The organism is Gaoshiqia hydrogeniformans (assembly GCF_049347105.1).
Taxonomy (GTDB): domain Bacteria; phylum Bacteroidota; class Bacteroidia; order Bacteroidales; family Prolixibacteraceae; genus Gaoshiqia; species Gaoshiqia hydrogeniformans.
In genome coordinates, this window is sequence record NZ_CP186334.1 from 3984351 (window position 1) to 4003554 (window position 19204).

A 19204-nucleotide genomic window follows, 5' to 3' on the forward strand; every position below is an offset into this window, starting at 1 on the left:
GAGATAATGGTCTTTAAATCGGAATATTTATCTTTGCAGACAAAATTTTTATGCAACTCTATAATCGATATCATAAGGAAGAGCTGAAAAAGAGGCTGATGGAAGAAGATTTTCAGCGGATCACGATTTCTTTTTACCGCTACGTTCGTATTGACGAGCCGCAGCTTTTCCGGGATTTGCTTTATCTGGAGTGGTCGGCCATGAATTGTTTCGGGCGAATTTACGTGGCGAGGGAAGGGATTAACGCGCAGATGAGTGTTCCATCCCAACGGCTGGATGAGTTTCTTGGAAAATTGAATCAACATGACGAGTTGAAAAATATGCCAATAAAATACGCGGTGGAGGATAACGGTAAATCGTTTTACAAGCTAACTATCAAAGTGCGGCCTAAAATTGTTGCTGACGGGCTGGATGATCAGGCTTTTGATGTGACGAATGTCGGGCGTCATTTATCGGCGGCTGAGTTTCATGACTATGTCGGTAATCCGGAAGTGCTGGTCGTGGATATGCGGAACCACTATGAGTCGGAGATTGGCCATTTTGAAGGCGCCCTTTGTCCCCAGGCCGATACGTTCCGGGAAGAGATTGAGTTGGTTGTTGATCAGCTAAACAATGAAAAAGACCGGAAGATCCTGCTGTACTGTACTGGCGGAATTCGTTGCGAAAAGGCCAGCGCTTACCTGAAACATCATGGTTTCAGCGATGTCAATCAATTGCATGGCGGAATTATTGAATACGCGCGTCAGGTAAAACAATTAGACCTGAAGTCGAAGTTTATCGGTAAAAATTTTGTTTTTGATGAACGACTGGGAGAGTCAATTAACGGTGAAGTGATTGCTCATTGTCACCAGTGCGGGCAGAAGTGCGACACCCATGTGAACTGCGCGAACAAGCTTTGTCATATTCTTTTTATTCAGTGCCCTGAATGTGCGGCCCGGTACGAAGGATGTTGCGGCGATGAGTGCAGGGAAGTTTTGCATACTCCTGAAGAAGACCGTTATTTGTTCGTCCAAACATTTCGGCGTAAGTTTGGCAACCGGAAAGCATTCCGGAAAAGTATAAACCAAAAGTTGAGTTTGATTCGTACAGGCAATGACTAATTTCTGGCGTGAAATAAACGGTCCGGTGATGGCGCTGGCTCCGATGGAAGATGTAACAGACACCTCGTTCCGTGAACTGGTGGCGCGTATCTCGGCCCCCGGCTGTTTACATGTGCTGTTTACCGAGTTTACGGCGGTGGATGGCATGAACCATCCGGTAGGGAAAAAGCGGGTATCGGAGCGGCTGGTGGTTAGTCCGTCCGAAAAGGAGATCCTGAAACAAAAAGGCATTCGCCTGGTGGCCCAGATTTGGGGAAACAAACCGGATGTGTTTCATAAAGTTGCCCGCGAACTAACCGAAGAATATGACTTCGACGGTCTGGATATCAATATGGGCTGCCCCGTAAAGAACGTGGTCAAACAAGGTTCGTGCAGCGCGTTGATTGATCAGCCCGGCCTGGCCAAAGAGATTATCCTTGCTACAAAAGAAGCCACTTCCCTGCCGGTTTCGGTAAAAACACGAACCGGTATCCGGGAGCATGAGACCGAACGCTGGATTGCCCAATTGCTTGAAACGAAACCGGCGGCCATTACACTGCACGGGCGTACGCAAAAGCAACAGTCGGACGGGGTGGCCGATTGGAATGAAATTGGCAAGGCGGCCCGTTTGCGCGATCAGCTGGCCCCGGAGGTGCCGGTTTTAGGAAACGGCGATATCCTCTCGTATGCGCAGGCGATTGAATACACCGGTCGTTTTGGCCTCGACGGGATTATGGTTGGGCGGGGCATTTTTCACGATCCCTGGTTTTTCAATAAGCAGCCCAGGGAAGTTTCAACTGAAGAAAAACTGGAGCAGTTGCTTTTACACACCCGCTTATTTGAACGAAACTGGGGTGGAATGAAGAACTTCAACATCCTGAAACGCTTTTATAAAATTTATGCCAATGGTTTCCCCGGGGCGTCAACGATGCGGGCGAAACTCATGGATGCCGCCACATTCGACGATGTGTATCAACTGGTCAATGTCCGTGCCGAAAGCCGTGTGGCCGGTTAGAGCGAACAATTGTGGTGTTCGGTGCAAATGGTAAAACCAGCCTGGTAATCTTTGTGTTTCCACCGCTCCAGTACGTCTGCAACCTCTCCGCTGAAACCGGCAATTACCTCAATTTTTTGCTCATTCAGTTTCCTGACTGCACCTTCGCCAATCCCACCGGCCAATAACAGCTTAATCCCTTTGGCTGCCAGTTCGCCGGCTAGGTTCGATTTGCATCCGCATTCTTTTGTCGTTTCCATTTTCTCCGACGAAATCACCTCAAACCGGTCGTTTAACTCAAAAACCGTGAAAAAATCGCAATGCCCAAAATGATTGTCAACCATACTTCCTTTGGTTGGAATAGCTATCTTCATCATGCTAAAATTTTATATTTTTATCAAAACAATTGTTCATATGTTCGATGCAAATATAACGAACAATTGTTCAAAAACAAAATACCAAATGAAGTTTAGAAAATTATTGAGGAACCTGCACCGCGACTTTGGATACCTGATTGCCGGAATGGTGCTGATTTATGCTGTTTCAGGAATTGCGCTGAATCATAAAAAAGATTGGAATGCCGATCATGTGGTTGTCCGCGAGACGGTGGAGTGGGGCGAACTGGAGCTTTCCGGACTTGACCGTGAAGCATTGAAAAATAAGCTGGAACTGTTTAAAAAGACTCCTGTTTACAAGAAGCACTATACCGGCAACGACGGGGCATTAAAGGTCTTTGTGGAAAACGGCATGGTGGTTTATCGTCCGTCGGATGGTTATGCCGAAATGGAATTGTTGGAAAAGCGCCCCTTGTTTTACCATATCAACAAGCTGCACAAAGTGGCGACTATCCGCGTTTGGGTGTGGGTTTCGGATGTTCTGGCTGTCGTATTGGTATTTGTGGCGGTATCGGGTTTATTTTTACTGAAGGGAAAATATGGCATCACCGGCCGCGGTTGGTGGCTGACTTTACTGGGTTTTTTAGTTCCGGGAATTTTCTTATTTTTTTACATCATATAAAATCAGCTAACAATGAAAAAAATTTCCTTGATCGTGCTTGTATTTACTGTCTTATCGGCCTGTCAGTATACGGCAAAAAAACAAATTGTTATCGAAGAAGTCTTTCTGATGACGGTGGACCAGGTCCAGGAATCGGGAAGCGCTTACGTTGGTAAAACCGTAGCGGTAACCGGAATCGTGTCTCATGTATGCCAGCATGGCGGAGGCCGTTGCTTTTTGATGGGAAGTACCGAAGATGTCACCCTTCGTGTTGAAGCAGGCGGTTCTGTCAATTCATTCACACAGGAACAAATGGGCAGCAAGCTGGTTGTAACCGGCATCCTGGACGAAATACGTATTGACGAAGACTACCTGCAAAAACAGGAAGCTGACATCCTGGCCAAGCAAGCCGAAAACGGTGATCATGTTTTGGGTCACGATGGCGGCGGTAATCACGAGATCGACGGCGGCAAGCATGAAAGCGATCAAATGCAAAAAATCGCCGACTTGCGTGAGCAGGTTGAACAAAGCAAGAAGGGTTACTTGTCGGTTTTCTTTCTGAGAGCTGAAAGCATGGAAGAAGCCGGCGAATAAAAAAAGTTTTTATTGCCATGCGTGAGTTTCAGGTTCTGATTGTTTTTCGTTGCAGAGCCTGATCTCCCGTTTCCGTACCAACCGGCTGGATGTTACTTTGGCGCTTCCGGCAAAAAGCTGATGGATACTGAATTAACACAGTGACGGGTGTTTTTGCCGGTAAAACCTTCATTGTAAAAAACATGCCCGAGATGCCCGCCGCAGTTGGCGCAGGTGATCTCGGTCCGTCGTCCGTCGGCATCCACCGATTTATGGACAGCGCCCTCAATTTCATCGTCAAAACTGGGCCAGCCACATCCGGCGTCAAACTTATCCGACGACTTGAACAGCGGGGCATTGCAGCGTTTACAAAGATAAGTTCCGGTGTCGGTGTGGAGGTAATACTTCCCCGTAAACGGCGGTTCGGTGCCCTTACGGAGGATCACATATTCCTCAAACTCGTTTAAGCGGTTGTAATTCATACGTTCATCGGCTTTATGTGTTTTCTGGCCGCAGGCGCTCAGGCTGAAAATGATTAGCCCGGTCAACACCAATTGTTTCATTGCTTTTCTTATTAGGACAACTGACCGGGCTTTTTTGTTTTTGGGCCGTCTTGAAAAGATCAGATGGGCAGCAGAAAAAGAAAAGCAAAAAAATGGCAAACAGAACCGCCCAGAATGAACAGGTGAAAAATCAGGTGGAAAAACGGAATGTGATGACGCAGGTAAAAAGCAACGCCGCCGGTATAACTGATGCCTCCGGCAAGAAAAAACCAGAGAGAGGTATTCGGAACATTCCGGACCACCGGAACAATGGCCAGGATAACCAGCCAGCCCATCGCCACATACAGGTAGGTTGACAGGTTACGCCAGCGGGGCGAGTAAAACCAGACTTTGTAAATAACGCCGGCAATGGCTAAGGTCCAGATTAAGCCAAAAATGGTCCAGCCAACCCAGCCGCGAAGCGAAATCAGGGAAAGCGGAGTATAAGACCCGGCAATCAGAATGTAGATGGCCGAGTGGTCGAACTTGTTCAATTTTGCTTTAAGCCGCGGTTTTTTAACGCCATGATACAGGGTGGAAGCCAGGTACAACAAAATCATACTGGCCCCGAAAACAGAAAAACTCACGATATGCCATACCGTTCCGTAGAGTGCCCCGAATACAACCAGCAATACAACCCCGGCCACAGCCAGCGCAGTCCCGATCCCGTGAGAAATGCTGTTTGCAATCTCTTCTGCCTTTTTCAGTTTTAGTCTTTTTAATCTCATTTCCTTAAAAACAATAAGCCGGATGCCAAAGCAATCAATTTACCTGCAAATTTAAAGAAACATTCAGAAGAACCCGTTTAAGATTGCCGGAAGAATATAATTCCCGGTATGCGAAAATAGGTTCAATTTCTAAAACAAGCAAAACCCCGGTAAAAGCGCAGTTTTGTTTAGATGAGCTCATAACATCTGCCTGGCCGAATTTACATTGACTTCAAATACCCGTGTTAAAAAGGAAAACTTACTTTTCATCCAGTCAAATTCCGGTCCTGACTCGATGTAATTGGCGGTACCTTCAATTAAAAAACCTGTCCCCTGATAGTTCTTATAGCCCAGTACATCTTTACTCCCCAATGTTATTTTAACCTGGTTGTTTACCCTGACATTTCTTTCGGTTTTTCGAAAACCGTAAGCCGGAATTAAGATTCGGCCATCGTCGGTGACGACGATATATGAATTCCAGGTATTAACAAGGTGGGGCTCAACTCCCCATGACATAATGGAAACCACACCTTCGTGTTTTAATACTTCGAAAAATTTCTCCGGTAATTTGCCTGAATTGCTCATAATGATATCATTTATTGAATAGATTAAAAGTGATTGATATTTCAGGACAAAACTATGGAAATGTAAAATGAATGTGCTTAAACTGGTTTAAGAAAGCAATCAGGGCTTCTTTTTTCGCAATTCGCTAACATATTCGGGTGTCAGGCCCAGGTAGGATGCAATCATGTATTGGGGGACACGCTGCACAAAATCGGGGAATGATGTGCAGAAGTGCACGTAAAATTCTTCTTTCGACATTTCGTAGAGATACTTTGCGCGTATTTGAGAGGCTGCTAACGCTTTTTGGGCAATAATGCGAAAGTATTTTTCCAACGGAGGTAATTCCTTAAGTAAGTTCTCCAGTTGCGGAAATTCAATCGAAATGATTCTGGATTGTTCGATAGTTTGGATATAGTAATCAGAAGAGGTATTGTTGATAAGGCTGTTATAATCGGCAATCCACCAGTTTTCGATAGCAAATTGAACAATTTGGTTGGCCGATTTATTATTTACATAAAACATGATTAAGCAGCCTTTATCCACAAAGTAAATCGACTTGCTTTTCTGTCCGGCCTGTTGTAAATACTCCTTTTTCCCAAATTCACCGGTTTTGAAGTAGTTGGCAAAAACCGTTGTTGCTTCATCTTCGCTGAGCTGAATGTGGCGGTTAATATGGGTAAGTAAATTTTGAAACATTTAGTCAGTTATTGATTGAAGAAGCCTGGTTAAGATCTTCATTGTTCTTGAAAACCAAGATTGCCGGATACAAATCTATGAAAATTACAACAATGTTTTAAGGCCACAGGACGGGTCTTGCCGGCCGGTCAGCATCCTTCCATGTTGTTTCTGAATATGAAATATTGAATGACGATGCTTATACTTCGTTCTTCCAATTTTCAGAAATAATACCCTTAACATGCAAACATGGAGACTATTTATCACCTGCGGCCTTTTATTCTTCCCGGTAGCATGTATAAAGTCCTCTTTCCATTTTAATGTTCAGACGTTGATAAAATTCAATTGGATTAAAGCCAATTCTTTGATATTCAGCTTGAACAACGTTTTTTGCATGGTTTAAATCGTCCCGGCCCTGCCAGGCTGCAATTGTTATTATCGTCAAGTTGCCATTTTCATCTTTTTGTTCATATACCTCATCTTTTATAAAACCGGGAAGATTTTTAATAAAACCCCTGTTATACTCCATTCGTTTGGTAAACTCCTCAATCGAATTTTTGGGGATAAAAAATTTGTCGATAAAGTACACTGCATTTTCGCTTTGTTTCTTTTGTAAATTTAAGGTGTCCATCGTTACTGATTTTTTTGATTTGGTGAGTGAATGATTTGTTTGAACCTGTGAGAACGAAAGCTCGCTGACGAGTATAGTTCCACACAACAGGAGACCTAATTTGAATATTGATTTCATATGGTTGAATTTTATATGTTCAAAATTCGGAACTTCAGAAACCAAATCATTGTAAAAAATCATTGATTTACCAAAAAGAAGCAGATCTGAAAAAATCAGTAGGTGTTTGACCTGTAAAGAGTTTAAAGTCTTTATTGAAATGAGGCTGGTCAAAGTATCCGCCATCGAAGGCCATGTCAGAAATGGATTGATTTTTTTGGTTATAACGGATAATTGAATTCAGCCTAACAATAGAAGAGAATCGTTTTGGTGTTGCTCCTGGATAATCCGGAGCACAACCACCCAGTAATTTAGAAAGAATCCAGAGGAAATGAACGTTTTTCAAAAGGAAAAAACATGACATTCCGGCGGATATGCACCCAAAAACGGGGTTGTTTGGGGCATTTTAGGTTGTAAAATGTGATTTTGAAGGAATCACGCTGCCCCGGCCAGACCGGTTCCGGAGCATAACCACCCAGTGGGTGCAAGTTATCCGAAAACGGGAGAAAACGGCACGGATTCCGGAGCATGACCACCCAAAAATGGGCCGCTAATCCAATGGCAGACAGGTGGATATTTTTTCGTGGCATCCCGTTGGCGGGTTCTGACAGAATCCGGAGCATATGCACCCACTAACCTGGTTTCCCTGAGTAACTTTTCGAGTACTTTGTGTGCTTATAAAACCAATCAAGCACACGGATTATGGCAAGAAAAGTAATACTTATGAGTCAGTTAAAACAAATTTTGAGGCTTCATCAGAGCGGGCTGTCCAACCGTCAGATCGGAAAAGAACTCGGCATTTACAAAGGGACGGTCAACAACTACATGCAAAAAATAGCATCCGGGAAACTGGATATCGGAGAGCTTCTTACCCTGGATGATCCGGTGCTGGAAGGCCGTTTTCATGCCGGAAACCCGGCCTACCTGGAAGATCGCTTTAATGAGCTGAAACAAATGCTCCCTTATCTTGAAGGAGAACTCAAACGCAGGCACGTGACCATCAAACTGCTTTGGCAGGAATACCGTGAAAAGCACCCGCAGGGGTACAGCTACTCCCAGTTCTGCTTTCATTTAAACCAGTTGCGTGTAGCCCGTAAATCTTCCGCGGTGCTGACCCACCAGCCCGGGCAGCAACTTTTTGTCGACTTTGCAGGGGATACGCTCTCTTACGTTGATCGTGAGACCGGGGAAGCGATAAAAGCGTATGTTTTCGTGGCTACCCTGCCTTACTCGGATTACAGCTTTGCCATGGCTGTTTCCCATCAGAACACGGAAAATTTTCTTTATGCACTTGGCTGCTGTTTGCAGGCACTCAGTGGTGTCCCCAAAATTGTGGTTTGTGATAACCTCAAGGCTGCCGTGATCAAAACCGACCGGTATGAACCGGACATTAACCGGGTGATGGACGATTTTGCCAACCACTATGGTTTTGCCGTGCTGGCTGCGCGTGTGCGGACCCCAAAAGACAAGGCTCTGGTGGAGAACCAGGTTAAGCTGGTTTACCAGCGGGTGTATGCCCGGTTGCGTAACCATGTCTTTTTTTCCCTGGCCGACCTGAACAGGGCGATCAGCGAAAAGATCCTGCAACATAACCAGACCCGGATGCAACAACGGGAGTACAGCCGCGAAGAACACTTTCTGGCCGATGAAAAAGGACTGTTAAAAGCCTTGCCCCTGTCAGGTTTTGATATCCGTTATTATGCGAGCCTGAGGGTGCAGCAAAACAGTTGTATTTACCTGGCACGGGACAAACACTATTATTCGGTTCCTTACGCCTGCACCGGGGAACAGGCCAGTGTGGTTTATACCCGTACCCTGGTGCGGATCTATTGCAAATCAGAGCTGGTTGCCACTCACCGGCGCACCATCGGTTTCGGATATACGCTCGTGCGGGAGCACATGCCATCGGCCCATCAGCATTACATGGACCGCAGCCCCGGGTACTACATGGACCTGGCCCGCAAACGGTCAGATGGCCTGCTCTGCCTGATGAAGATGATGTTTGCAAAGGAAGAAACGCCCGAGGTTTTATACAAACGCTGTGAGGGGTTGTTGAGCCTTCAACGCAAAACCGATCCCTTCTGTTTTGAAGAAGCCTGCCGGGTGGCCGTTGCCAACGGCATACCAAGTTATCAGTTTGTTCGCAGGCGAATCGAAAACAGGATGACATCGGATAAGCCTTCAACCATAAAGAAACTCCCCAAACACGGAAACATCCGGGGAGACTATCAATAATCAAGGAAAATAATCAGAGTACAAACCAAAAATGAAAAGAAGATGGATCAAATGATCACCCAACTCAGCGGGCTTCGGTTGTCAGGGATGGCCGCCTGCTGGAAAACATTAATTGAGACAAGAAAAACTACAGAACTTTCCCTGGAAGACGGGCTGGCCCTGCTGCTCCAGGCAGAACAGGACCAGCGTAAAATGAACCGGTTCAGCCGGCTGGAAAAGAATGCCCGCTTTCGTTACCGGATAAGCCTGGATCAAATCGACACCAACCCGGCAAGGGGAATCGACAAATCCCTGTTGACAAGGCTGGGCATGGGCGATTACATCAAGAACGGGGAGGCCGTGATCATTGTCGGACTAACCGGGGTCGGCAAAAGTTCACTGGCCTCGGCCCTGGGACTGAAAGCGTGCGAACTGGGCTATAGCGTAGCGTATTTTAATATGCAAAAGCTGATGATGAAACTAAAGATTGCCCGACTGGAAGGCACTATAACCCGGGTTTTTGACAAACTGGCCAAAACAGAGCTGCTTGTCCTGGACGATTTTGGATTATCGCCACTGGAAGGACAACAGCAACTGGATCTGATGGAAATCATCGAGGACCGCCATGCCCGAAAGTCAACCATTATTGCCAGCCAGTTGCCGGTGGCCAGTTGGTTTGATGTCTTTTCCGAACCCACCGTGGCCGACAGCTTTCTGGACAGGATCGTCTATACGGCACACCGGTTTGAACTAAAAGGTGAGAGTTTAAGAAAAAAACGGTAATATTGTCAGTCAAATAAGTTCTTCGATTTAGTTACTCAACCTGGGTGGTATACGCCGGATTACTGGGTGGTAGCTTCCGGAATAGCCAGCTCCGACAACTTTTCTAAAGCGTTTCTCAAAAGCATCCTGACTGACAAATAGCGCTTCGGTTAATTCTTTTATTCGGATATTTCCGTTTGTGGAATGAATTTTTGCCAATGCAGCAGAAATTAATCCGTCTGATTTCGGATCGGATAATTTTGAAAGCAAAAACTGTTCGATGATCGAAATTCGTTGCGGGTTACCTGGTGCTTCCGATAGACGCTCTTCTATCGTGGATAGCTTTTGTGGTGTAATAAAGTTGTCAAACGAAACACTTTTTTCAAATAGTTCGTGAAGTGGTTCTTTAAAAAATGCAGAAGCTCCGGTCTCTTTGAATAAGACGATATTGAGCTAAACCCGCCTACGCGGATAGTGTTTTAAAAGTACCCGATTCTTCCTATACTCCGGAATTATTCACCAATAAAATTTCTGAATATGAGAAAGAAATCGGGTTTAACTATTGTTGAGCAGGCTATCGTGCTTGTTCCTGAGTTTGAAAAAGTTGTTCGCAAGCTGGAGCAACAGGTTACCTTGCGCGGACAAAGCAAAAGTACATTAAATAATTACATCCGCCGCATCGCCCTGTTTTTGGTCCATTTCGGGAAGCTTCCCGAGCAGATCGATCCCGAAGAGATCAACGAGTACCTGGCCGCTTTGGCCCGCGATCCCCGGTCGCCTTCGCGCAGCAGCTTTAAACACATGGTGTACGGGCTGCGTTACTATTACCGCCTGCCGGGGATGAACAAAAATGCCATTGCCCTGCCTTCGCTGAAAGGGAATACCAAACTGCCGGTCATCCTGAACCAACAGGAGCTTAAAGAGCTTTTTACCGCACCAACGCTTTTGAAACAACGGGTGGTACTCACGCTGATCTATTCGTCATAATCACTAAATCACGTTACGCTCCCGGCGTATCAGGGAGAGGTATGCCCCCATACCGGCAAAAACGCAAAAAAAGCAGGGCTTAAACATCAAGTCGCTGATGCAAACTGAACTGAAAAGCACAAAAACCTGCAACATGTCAATGAACGTCGGGCTCTTTCCTGCCCATTCTATCTGTTAAATCCACTAAAAACCTTCAATAAGTGCATAGCCCTCAGCCCGGCGGGTGTAGTTCAACCGGGAACAATCGCTGGGCGCTGCACGCCGCTCATGTTCCTATTTATTATGGGGCGTTATAATTCAAATTCTAAGAGACTGTTTTGAAATCATTGTCAAAATTTGTTAAGCATCAATCTTATCATTGATAATTGGACAAAGGCTGCACTTGTTTCGGTCAACCTTTCATAGTCTTTCGAGGTCCGTCGTTGAAATGAAATCCAGGCAAATGTTCTTTCAACAATCCATCTTTTAGGCAGGATTTTGAATTTGTGGGCTTCATTTCTTTTGACAATTTCGAGGGCCCAACCAAATTTTATCCTGGCTGTCTCTATTAATTCCCCCCGATAACCGCCATCGGCAAATATTTTTACGATCCCTTTTATGTATTTATTTTTAAGGATTTTAAATACAAGTTCTGCGGCCTTGCTGTCATGTGGCGTTGCTGAATGGACTACAATGGCCAGTAGTAAGCCAAGGGTATCAACAACAATGTGCCTTTTTCTGCCCTTAATCTTTTTGCCGCCATCATACCCAATCTCGTCTTGACAAACATTGACTGTTTTAACGGATTGACTGTCAATTATGCCAACAGATGGAACAGGGTTTCTGCCTTTTTGCACCCTGACCTTTTCGACAAGATAATCATGCAATTCCTCCAAAAGCCCGTTTAACTTCCACTGTCTGAAGTAATAATAAACTGTCTGCCATGGCGCAAAGTCGTTGGGGAGCATCCGCCATTGGCAACCGGATTTGGTTATGTACAAAATTGCATTCACAATTGATCGTAAACTATGTTTTCTTTTTCGCTCTTGTTCAAACAAATCTTTTATAACTTGCCACTGGTTATCGGTTAAATCACTTGGGTAAATTTTCATCGTACACTAATTTGTCGTTATTTTAGTGCAAAGAAAATCTAACCTGATATAGTTAGCTGATAACCAATTGTTTAATTATAAACACCTTGGTGTTAATTGCGCTATAATATTTTTTAAATTTAAAATCAAAACAGTCTCTAATGTTTTTATATTATAAATCCGATAGGTTGATTTACTATCTTCTGTCTCAAAAATTATCTCAATTTTGTCATTATCTATATATCGAACTACTTTTCTCCAAAATAACGATGATATTGACATACTATAATCATCTAGCTCAAAAGGACTTATTTCTTCAAGCTCATAAGTCTTTTTTGCATCTCCTTTCTCATTATAAACAACAAAAATATTTACTCCATATCCAGTCGAATACCAATTGTCAAAGGTTGCAATTGAAGAACCATCGTTTGCAACTATAGCATAAACTGGACAAACCTCATTTAATAAAGGTCTTTTCCAAATTAAAAAACTATCTGACCCATTGATTTGATATAATTCTCCAGTACAAGGAATTCTAATCGTGTCATGCTCAGAAATACTCCGCATAAATTTCTCCTTTTGTCTTAAAATCTTTTTTGTCTGTGGGTGTTTGTTTGACTTGTAATATTCCCATAAATTATATTTGTCTGAAGTCTTTTTGGGAGTAATAATTAATTTAAATTCTTTATTCTCCGAATAGTATGTTTTAACACTTGGATTATCCCAAGTATCAGCTTTTGCTATCATTGAAACAAAGAGTCCTGAAAGAATCAATACATAATTCGGAAGTCTTAAAAGTCGTTTCATTTTGCCATATTATTTATATTTAATCTGCTGGTTAATAGCTTTATAGGATGTCGATATAATGCCCCATAACGGTCACTTGCAAGTTGTCGTTGCGGATTTCGAAGGGCGTCAGCGTCCGCAGGACGAAGACGCTCAAGAAAGGAGCAGAGACAACGCACACCACTGCACCCGCAATGCAATTTGCAATTACCAAACGTTTTTACTTTTTAAATCTGTAACATCTCAGAAATCAAATTTTTATAATCTTGAACATTCCTGTTAAATCTCTTTTTCATGTCAAGCCAAATCAGGATTCCTATTATTAACAATATACCTCCAAGAATGAAAATATAAGAAATGTTACTTTTCATTATCAGTAAAGCGATAAGACCAATACCAAATAATATATTTACAAACATTGTCAATTTCATCATAAGGTGTTGAGCGAAGGAAATCTCCACCTTCGTCTCATTTTCAACATTTGTTTTTATAATCTTTCCATTTACGATGATATTATTGAGGAGATAAATTTGGAATAACTCAAGAGCCCGTTTATGTATTTTAAATGTCACAAAATCATTTTTATCACGATTCAGATTAAGCGCAAACCCATTAACATCCTTAAATGTGGATTCTAATTTCTGACTAATCTCTTTAGGATTACTTTTTACTTCAAAACTCCATGCTTTCATATTTTTGTTTTAAAATGTTTGGTAACGTTTTGTCTATATTTACCAGGTACATATATTTCCGTTTTGTCAGATGGAAAGTGAAAGATATTCTTCCAAATCCGGAAAGTATCGTTATACGTCCCTCACTCACATCAAACCATCAATCGGGTTCTTTTCCATCCGGCAATGAAAAATTTGGAACATAAAACGTCCTTGCCCCTGTTTTTCCTCTCCAACATCGCCGGTAAGGGTTTACATCGTTTTTTCCTTACGCTTCAAATCAACGCCCTGACCGGAATTTTTCGGTTTCGCTCCCCAAATTACAAAACTTGACGTAATAAATTTTACTTATTGGCTAATTTGGAATCAATTTAAAAACAGTTGGTAAACGGGTGTCATCCCGCTGTCGGGCGCAGCGGTTTCCGAACCGCCGGTTAATAAATAAATGCCTGCCAGCGGGAGAACCAGCCAGCGAGGATTTTCGGAATATCCTGATGACACGATTCTGTTTCGCGGAAAACACCAATGCGTTTTGCGGATAATCGAAACGCATTTTCCGCATAATACCAATGAGTTTTCCGCACAATCCAGGTGAGTTTTCCGCATAATTGAAACGGATTTCCCGGAAAATTGATCTGAAATCACCGTCAGCCTTGACTTCTTTTGTTTTAAGACAAAAAAGTAAATCCTGTCCGGAAGGACATCAGCAGCAGGGCTTTTTTCAGAATGGGTGTCCTTCAATTTTTATTCAAATTATGTTCTTCTTCCCGGGTGGCGCGGTTTGTAACCGCGCATTCAATAATCGTCGATTGAAAATCGACACAGCCGGTGGACGTTTAAACGGCCTGCGCGCCGCTTCGGGAGGCATTGATTGATTTAAAACTGGTGGCGCTTTATTTCGGCATCTCTGTCTTTAACCCTCAATGCAACAAATAGCAACAGGTGCTGAAGCAAGTTCAGCATGACTTGCATTTCTCTGATGGCCTGTTGTCCGGCTGCGGCCTACGGGGATTTTGAACGTGGAAAACAAGGGAATCAGTAACAGTGATTGCCCGGAATGTACAGTTTCAGGGGTTGATCCTGCTGCCGGGTATATTTTATGTACCGCAACGGCCTGCGGCGTACCTAAAACAAGTTCAACGATGGTACGCGTAATTGGATGTCTTTTTTTGCTTTTGTCTCTCAATCCCTCGACCTCCGAAACCGGCGTATCCATCGAATCTATATCAGAAGAAAGCCTGGACATACATACCGAATTGGCCCCGGACGTTTACGACCAAGGCCAATTGTTGAAAGTAAAGAAAACCAAGCTCAGAGGCAGGGACTACCGGCTGAACACATCGGGCAGGGAAGAAGGCGTTTATATTGTCCGCATCAGCTACAACAGCGAGCTGTTGACCGGCAAACGGGCCATGAAAGAATAAACAAAGAAAAATCTCCTGTTTTACATTCCCTAAGCCGGTTATTTATTATAATTTCGAATCCATTCCCGTGCATTCACAAAGGCCTCGATCCAGGGTGTAAGTTCATCCTGCTTCCGTGCAGCCGGGTAATACGGCCAGTGCCAGGGGCCGAAAGCCCTTTCCAGGTGGGGCATCATGGCCAGGTGACGACCGTCCTTCGAACAAATAGCGGCCGCGTGATAGTCTGAACCATTCGGGTTTCCCGGATAAAATTGGTTGGCATACTTGTAGGGAATCCGGTACTCGCTTTCGGCATAGGGAAAACTGAATTTTCCTTCGCCGTGGGCCACCCAAACGCCCAGCTTCATCCCGGCCATGGTTTTCAGCATCACCGAATTATTCTCTGCAATCTCAACACTCACAAAGGCCGATTCAAATTTGTGCGACTCGTTATGAAGCATCTTCGGCATTTTTTCATGCTCCGGATAAATTAACCCGAGTTCAACCACCAACTGACATCCGTTGCAGACGCCCAGGCTCAGCGTATCTTCGCGTTTGTAAAAATTTTCGAGCGCCACGCGGGCTTTCTCGTTGTATTTAAACGCGCCGGCCCAACCTTTGGCCGAGCCAAGCACGTCGGAATTGGAGAAACCGCCCACGAAAACAATCAGGTTTACATCTTCGAGGGTCTCCCGCCCTGCAATCAGGTCGGTCATGTGCACGTCTTTCACGTCCATACCGGCCAGGTAAAGCATGTACGCCATTTCGCGGTCGCCGTTTACCCCTTTTTCACGAATGATGGCCGTTTTCACATCACCCGGTTTACGGCGTTTGAGGTCGATCCCGTAATCAGCCGCTTTGCCGGTAAAATTTTTAAAGTCGTAGCTCAGCTCATTTCTCTTGTAATTCCTGAAACGCTCCAGGGCCAGTTTTTCGCCACTCTGTTTGCGGTCCATCAGATACGACGTTTTGAACCATAACTCGCGCAAGGAGTCGATATCCAATCCGAACTGTTGTCCGAAGTTCTTCACGGTCAGTTCGCGTTTGGCCGAAGGCGCCCCTATTTTCACAAAACGAATGCCGGCTTCGGTCAAACCAGCTTCCACTTTCGCAGCGTCGGCCGCCTGGATAACAATCGCCGGGTTTTCGTTGAAGAACACTTTCACACTGTCTTCCTCTCCCAAACCGGTCAAATCCAGGTTCAGGCCGCTGTCGTTATCGCTGAAACACATTTCCAGCAAGGTGGTAATCATACCGCCCGAAGCCACATCGTGCCCGGCCAGGATCAGTTCATCTTCAATGAACGACTGAATGGTGTTGAACGCATTTACAAAATAGGCCGGGTTCGCCACGGTCGGGGCATCCTGCCCGATTTTATTGATGATCTGCCCGAAAGCGCTTCCGCCCAAGGCAAGCGAATGGGAGGAAAAGTCGATATAATAAAGCGGTTTGCCCGCATCGGGGACAACCACCGGCTCCACAATTTTTCTCACGTCGCTCACCTCGCCCGAAGCCGAGATAATCACCGTTCCCGGCGCATAAACCACGTCGTCTTTATATTTCTGGGTCATCGACATCGAATCTTTTCCCGTCGGAATATTAATGCCAAGGGCGCAGGCAAAATCACTGGCCGCTTTCACGGCTTCATAAATACGGGCATTTTCTCCCGGGTTTTTTGCCGGCCACATCCAGTTGGCGCTCAGTGAAATACTTCTCAGTTTATCCGGCATAGGCGCCCAAATGATGTTGGTCAGCGCTTCGGCAATCGATAGGACAGACCCTTTGGCCGGATCGGCCATTCCGGCAACCGGCGCATGGCCAATGGAGGTGGCAAAACCGCTTTTCCCCTGGTAATCGAGCGTAATGGCCCCCAGGTTATTTAACGGAAGGTGCAGCTTCCCGGCGCCCTGTTGTTTGGCAATCCGTCCGGTTACCGAACGGTCGACTTTGTTGGTCAGCCAATCTTTACAGGCAACCGATTCCAGTTGCAACACATCTTCGAGGTAACTTTCAATCTTTGCCTGATCGTACGCCAGGCCGGCAAATTTTGCTTTTTCGGTCGTATCCGTCAAAACCGTTTTCGGCGGGTTGCCAAACATGTAGGCCAACTGCCAGTCGATGGGCGTTTCGCCGGTTTTCGAGTTTTTGAAGGTGAACTGCATATCGCCGGTAGCTTTGCCAATCACGTACATGGGGGCCCGTTCGCGGTCGGCAATTTTCTGAAGCAGGTCCACATCTTTCGCGTGCATCACCAAGCCCATACGTTCCTGCGACTCATTGCCGATAATTTCTTTTTGCGATAAGGTGGGGTCGCCAACAGGTAATTTGGCGGTATCAATTAATCCGCCGGTCGTTTCCACCAGCTCCGATAAGCAGTTCAGGTGGCCGCCGGCGCCGTGGTCGTGAATGGAAATGATCGGGTTTTCGTCCGACTCGGCCAGGGCGCGAATGGCATTATAGGCGCGTTTCTGCATCTCGGGATTTGCCCGCTGCACCGCGTTCAGTTCAATGGCATTTTCAAATTCGCCGGTAGCTACCGACGAAACAGCACCGCCTCCCATGCCGATCCGGTAGTTATCGCCGCCAAGCAACACCACCTGATCCCCTTTTTTAGGCGAATCTTTCAGACTGTCTTTTTTACGGCCGAAACCGATCCCTCCGGCCAGCATGATCACTTTATCGAAACCATATTTTTTGTAGTTTTCGAAATGTTCGAAGGTGAGCACCGAGCCGCAAATCAGCGGCTGACCAAATTTATTGCCAAAATCGCTGGCCCCGTTCGATGCTTTGATCAGGATTTCTTCGGGCGTTTGATACAACCACTGACGCGGTTCGGTAGCCTGTTCCCACCTGCGGGCATCTTCGGTGCGCGGATACGAGGTCATGTACACCGCTGTTCCGGCAATCGGCAAACTTCCTTTTCCCCCTGCAATCCGGTCGCGTATTTCGCCGCCGGTACCGGTTGCCGCCCCGTTAAACGGTTCAACCGTTGTTGGAAAGTTATGGGTTTCGGCTTTCAGCGAAAGCACTGTTTCAATATCCTTTACCTCGAAAAAATCGGGTTTGTCCTGCGTTTTCGGTGCAAATTGCTCTACCACCGGTCCCTGCACAAATGAGCAGTTATCTTTGTAGGCCGAAATAATTTTATTCGGGTTTTCTTTCGAAGTCTTTTTTATCAACTGGAAAAGAGACATCTCCTTCTCCACGCCGTCAACCACGAAAGTTCCGTTGAAAATCTTGTGCCGGCAGTGCTCCGAATTCACCTGTGAAAAACCAAACACTTCGCTGTCTGTCAGTTTACGTCCCATCTTTTCAGAGACTTCGTTCAGGTAGCTGATTTCATCTTCGCTCAGCGCCAGGCCTTCCTGTTCGTTATACGCGGCAATATCATCAATTTCAAGAATTGGTTCCGGTTGTTTTTTTATGGTGAAAATTTCCTGCCCCAAGCCTTGGTACATTCGTTGCAACATGGGATCAAGACCAGCCGACTGACCGGGCACTTCTGCAAATTCCTCGATGCGTGTAATCCCTGAAATACCCATATTCTGGGTAATTTCAACCGCATTGGTACTCCAGGGGGTAATCATTTCCTTTCGCGGCCCCACAAACCAGCCAGACAGTGATTCACCTTCAACATAAGTTGCTTCGCCAAACAGCCATACCAGTTTTTCAATGTCGGCACCAGCGAAAAAATTAGTTGATTGAACAGCAATGACGCTGTTTTGAGGAGTTTTAAAGAATGAAATCATCTTGAATTTGTTTAAGATAAAACTGACATGTTATAAAACACGCCACAAAGATAAAAAAACCTAAAAAAGAATCATTTCACCAGACGCGAAAACACGACGAATGTGAATAATTCGGATAACTGGTTCAAACTGAATAATAACAAATAATTAAGAAATGTTAAAATTATCGCGGCTGTTTTGATATTAGTCGAAAGCTTGATAAATTGCCGCCCTCCAAATTTTTAAGATGAAGAAATTTCTATTTTTTGTGCTGCTTGCCGTTGGAATTGTGATGAATACGATGGCCCAGACTTCGAAAAACAAAGACGACAACAGTAATAAATTGGCGGTTATCTGGTCGAGCGCCGATCCGGAAGTTGCTGAGAAAGTATGTTTCATGTACACCAAGAACGCCAAACGCCAGGGTTGGTTCGACGAAGTTGTCCTGATTGTATGGGGACCATCGGCCAAATTGTTAGCCGAAGATGAAGATCTTCAGGCCGATATAAAAAAAATGATGGAATTGGGTATTGAAGTTGAGGCCTGTATGACCTGTGCCCATATGTACGGAATTGTTCAGGAATTGAATGACCTGGACCTGGATGTAAAACCGATGGGGATACCACTAACCGCTTATATTAAAGAAGGTTGGCATGTGTTAAGTTTTTAGGCCCCGGTTTAAACAATAGTTAAATTCGTAAGCTCGTTTTTGAAATAATAGGTGGT

The 19204-nt window shown here is 45.0% G+C and carries 22 protein-coding genes; 10 read left to right on the top strand and 12 right to left on the bottom strand.

Annotated elements, in window-relative coordinates; all coding sequences use genetic code 11:
- The first annotated feature begins 50 nt into the window (after window positions 1–50).
- On the top strand, window positions 51–1100 hold the full coding sequence (locus ACOIT5_RS15770) for a rhodanese-related sulfurtransferase (RefSeq protein WP_423127119.1): 1050 nt from the start codon (window positions 51–53) through the stop codon (window positions 1098–1100).
- Window positions 1093–2094 (top strand): tRNA dihydrouridine synthase, encoded by a 1002-nt coding sequence (locus ACOIT5_RS15775; RefSeq protein ID WP_423127120.1) that lies wholly within the window; start codon window positions 1093–1095, stop codon window positions 2092–2094. Before ACOIT5_RS15770 ends, ACOIT5_RS15775 begins: the two co-directional genes overlap by 8 nt.
- Here the strand turns inward: ACOIT5_RS15775 and ACOIT5_RS15780 are convergent.
- On the bottom strand, window positions 2091–2450 hold the full coding sequence (locus ACOIT5_RS15780) for a NifB/NifX family molybdenum-iron cluster-binding protein (RefSeq protein WP_423127121.1): 360 nt from the start codon (window positions 2448–2450) through the stop codon (window positions 2091–2093). The two genes, ACOIT5_RS15775 and ACOIT5_RS15780, sit on opposite strands and share 4 nt — an antisense overlap.
- 85 nt (window positions 2451–2535) lie before the next feature.
- Between ACOIT5_RS15780 and ACOIT5_RS15785 the strand changes: the two genes are divergently transcribed.
- Both ACOIT5_RS15785 and ACOIT5_RS15790 read left to right on the top strand, forming a co-directional pair.
- Complete coding sequence (locus ACOIT5_RS15785) at window positions 2536–3090, top strand: PepSY-associated TM helix domain-containing protein (RefSeq protein ID WP_423127122.1); 555 nt, start codon at window positions 2536–2538, stop codon at window positions 3088–3090.
- Between the two features lie 12 nt (window positions 3091–3102).
- The gene (locus ACOIT5_RS15790) at window positions 3103–3663 is read left to right on the top strand and encodes a hypothetical protein (protein ID WP_423127123.1); all 561 of its coding nucleotides are present in this window, start codon (window positions 3103–3105) and stop codon (window positions 3661–3663) included.
- A gap of 92 nt (window positions 3664–3755) precedes the next feature.
- Here the strand turns inward: ACOIT5_RS15790 and ACOIT5_RS15795 are convergent, their stop codons facing one another.
- The 7 genes from ACOIT5_RS15795 to ACOIT5_RS15825 form a co-directional block, all read right to left on the bottom strand.
- Window positions 3756–4205, bottom strand: coding sequence for a methionine-R-sulfoxide reductase (locus ACOIT5_RS15795; protein WP_423127124.1), 450 nt, complete (start codon window positions 4203–4205; stop codon window positions 3756–3758).
- Window positions 4206–4264: 59 nt separating this feature from the next.
- On the bottom strand, window positions 4265–4912 hold the full coding sequence (trhA, locus tag ACOIT5_RS15800) for a PAQR family membrane homeostasis protein TrhA (protein WP_423127125.1): 648 nt from the start codon (window positions 4910–4912) through the stop codon (window positions 4265–4267).
- Window positions 4913–5089: 177 nt separating this feature from the next.
- Window positions 5090–5476, bottom strand: coding sequence for a pyridoxamine 5'-phosphate oxidase family protein (locus ACOIT5_RS15805; protein ID WP_423127126.1), 387 nt, complete (start codon window positions 5474–5476; stop codon window positions 5090–5092).
- A gap of 99 nt (window positions 5477–5575) precedes the next feature.
- Window positions 5576–6151, bottom strand: a complete 576-nt coding sequence (locus tag ACOIT5_RS15810) for a Crp/Fnr family transcriptional regulator (protein WP_423127127.1) — start codon at window positions 6149–6151, stop codon at window positions 5576–5578.
- Window positions 6152–6407: 256 nt separating this feature from the next.
- Window positions 6408–6878, bottom strand: a complete 471-nt coding sequence (locus tag ACOIT5_RS15815; protein ID WP_423127128.1) for a hypothetical protein — start codon at window positions 6876–6878, stop codon at window positions 6408–6410.
- A gap of 67 nt (window positions 6879–6945) precedes the next feature.
- A complete protein-coding gene (locus ACOIT5_RS15820) occupies window positions 6946–7221 on the bottom strand; it encodes a helix-turn-helix domain-containing protein (RefSeq protein ID WP_423127129.1) in 276 nt (91 codons plus the stop codon).
- A complete protein-coding gene (locus ACOIT5_RS15825) occupies window positions 7169–7447 on the bottom strand; it encodes a hypothetical protein (protein ID WP_423126726.1) in 279 nt (92 codons plus the stop codon). The genes ACOIT5_RS15820 and ACOIT5_RS15825 overlap by 53 nt, the downstream gene beginning before the upstream one ends.
- A gap of 133 nt (window positions 7448–7580) precedes the next feature.
- On the opposite strand from ACOIT5_RS15825, the gene istA reads away from it, so the two are divergent.
- From istA to ACOIT5_RS15840, 3 genes are all read left to right on the top strand, one after another.
- A complete protein-coding gene (gene istA / locus ACOIT5_RS15830; protein WP_423126725.1) occupies window positions 7581–9092 on the top strand; it encodes an IS21 family transposase in 1512 nt (503 codons plus the stop codon).
- 42 nt (window positions 9093–9134) lie between these two features.
- Window positions 9135–9854: an IS21-like element helper ATPase IstB gene (istB, locus tag ACOIT5_RS15835; RefSeq protein ID WP_423127130.1), complete on the top strand. Its 720-nt coding sequence runs from the start codon at window positions 9135–9137 to the stop codon at window positions 9852–9854.
- Between the two features lie 516 nt (window positions 9855–10370).
- A complete protein-coding gene (locus tag ACOIT5_RS15840) occupies window positions 10371–10820 on the top strand; it encodes a phage integrase N-terminal SAM-like domain-containing protein (protein WP_423127131.1) in 450 nt (149 codons plus the stop codon).
- A gap of 329 nt (window positions 10821–11149) precedes the next feature.
- Here the strand turns inward: ACOIT5_RS15840 and ACOIT5_RS15845 are convergent, their stop codons facing one another.
- The 3 genes from ACOIT5_RS15845 to ACOIT5_RS15855 all read right to left on the bottom strand — a co-directional run bounded on the left by ACOIT5_RS15845 (window position 11150) and on the right by ACOIT5_RS15855 (window position 13368).
- The gene (locus ACOIT5_RS15845; protein ID WP_423126326.1) at window positions 11150–11911 is read right to left on the bottom strand and encodes an IS5 family transposase; all 762 of its coding nucleotides are present in this window, start codon (window positions 11909–11911) and stop codon (window positions 11150–11152) included.
- 75 nt (window positions 11912–11986) lie between these two features.
- The gene (locus tag ACOIT5_RS15850; protein ID WP_423127132.1) at window positions 11987–12697 is read right to left on the bottom strand and encodes a hypothetical protein; all 711 of its coding nucleotides are present in this window, start codon (window positions 12695–12697) and stop codon (window positions 11987–11989) included.
- A gap of 206 nt (window positions 12698–12903) precedes the next feature.
- Window positions 12904–13368, bottom strand: a complete 465-nt coding sequence (locus ACOIT5_RS15855; RefSeq protein WP_423127133.1) for a hypothetical protein — start codon at window positions 13366–13368, stop codon at window positions 12904–12906.
- A gap of 632 nt (window positions 13369–14000) precedes the next feature.
- On the opposite strand from ACOIT5_RS15855, the gene ACOIT5_RS15860 reads away from it, so the two are divergent.
- Both ACOIT5_RS15860 and ACOIT5_RS15865 read left to right on the top strand, forming a co-directional pair.
- Window positions 14001–14222 carry a hypothetical protein gene (locus tag ACOIT5_RS15860; RefSeq protein ID WP_423127134.1) on the top strand — a complete coding sequence of 74 codons (222 nt, stop codon included), beginning with the start codon at window positions 14001–14003 and terminating at the stop codon, window positions 14220–14222.
- A 267-nt stretch (window positions 14223–14489) separates the two neighbouring features.
- Complete coding sequence (locus tag ACOIT5_RS15865; protein ID WP_423127135.1) at window positions 14490–14771, top strand: hypothetical protein; 282 nt, start codon at window positions 14490–14492, stop codon at window positions 14769–14771.
- A gap of 38 nt (window positions 14772–14809) precedes the next feature.
- Here the strand turns inward: ACOIT5_RS15865 and purL are convergent, their stop codons facing one another.
- Window positions 14810–18499 carry a phosphoribosylformylglycinamidine synthase gene (gene purL / locus ACOIT5_RS15870; RefSeq protein ID WP_423127136.1) on the bottom strand — a complete coding sequence of 1230 codons (3690 nt, stop codon included), beginning with the start codon at window positions 18497–18499 and terminating at the stop codon, window positions 14810–14812.
- A gap of 226 nt (window positions 18500–18725) precedes the next feature.
- On the opposite strand from purL, the gene ACOIT5_RS15875 reads away from it, so the two are divergent.
- On the top strand, window positions 18726–19148 hold the full coding sequence (locus tag ACOIT5_RS15875; protein ID WP_423127137.1) for a DsrE family protein: 423 nt from the start codon (window positions 18726–18728) through the stop codon (window positions 19146–19148).
- Window positions 19149–19204: the final 56 nt, after the last annotated feature.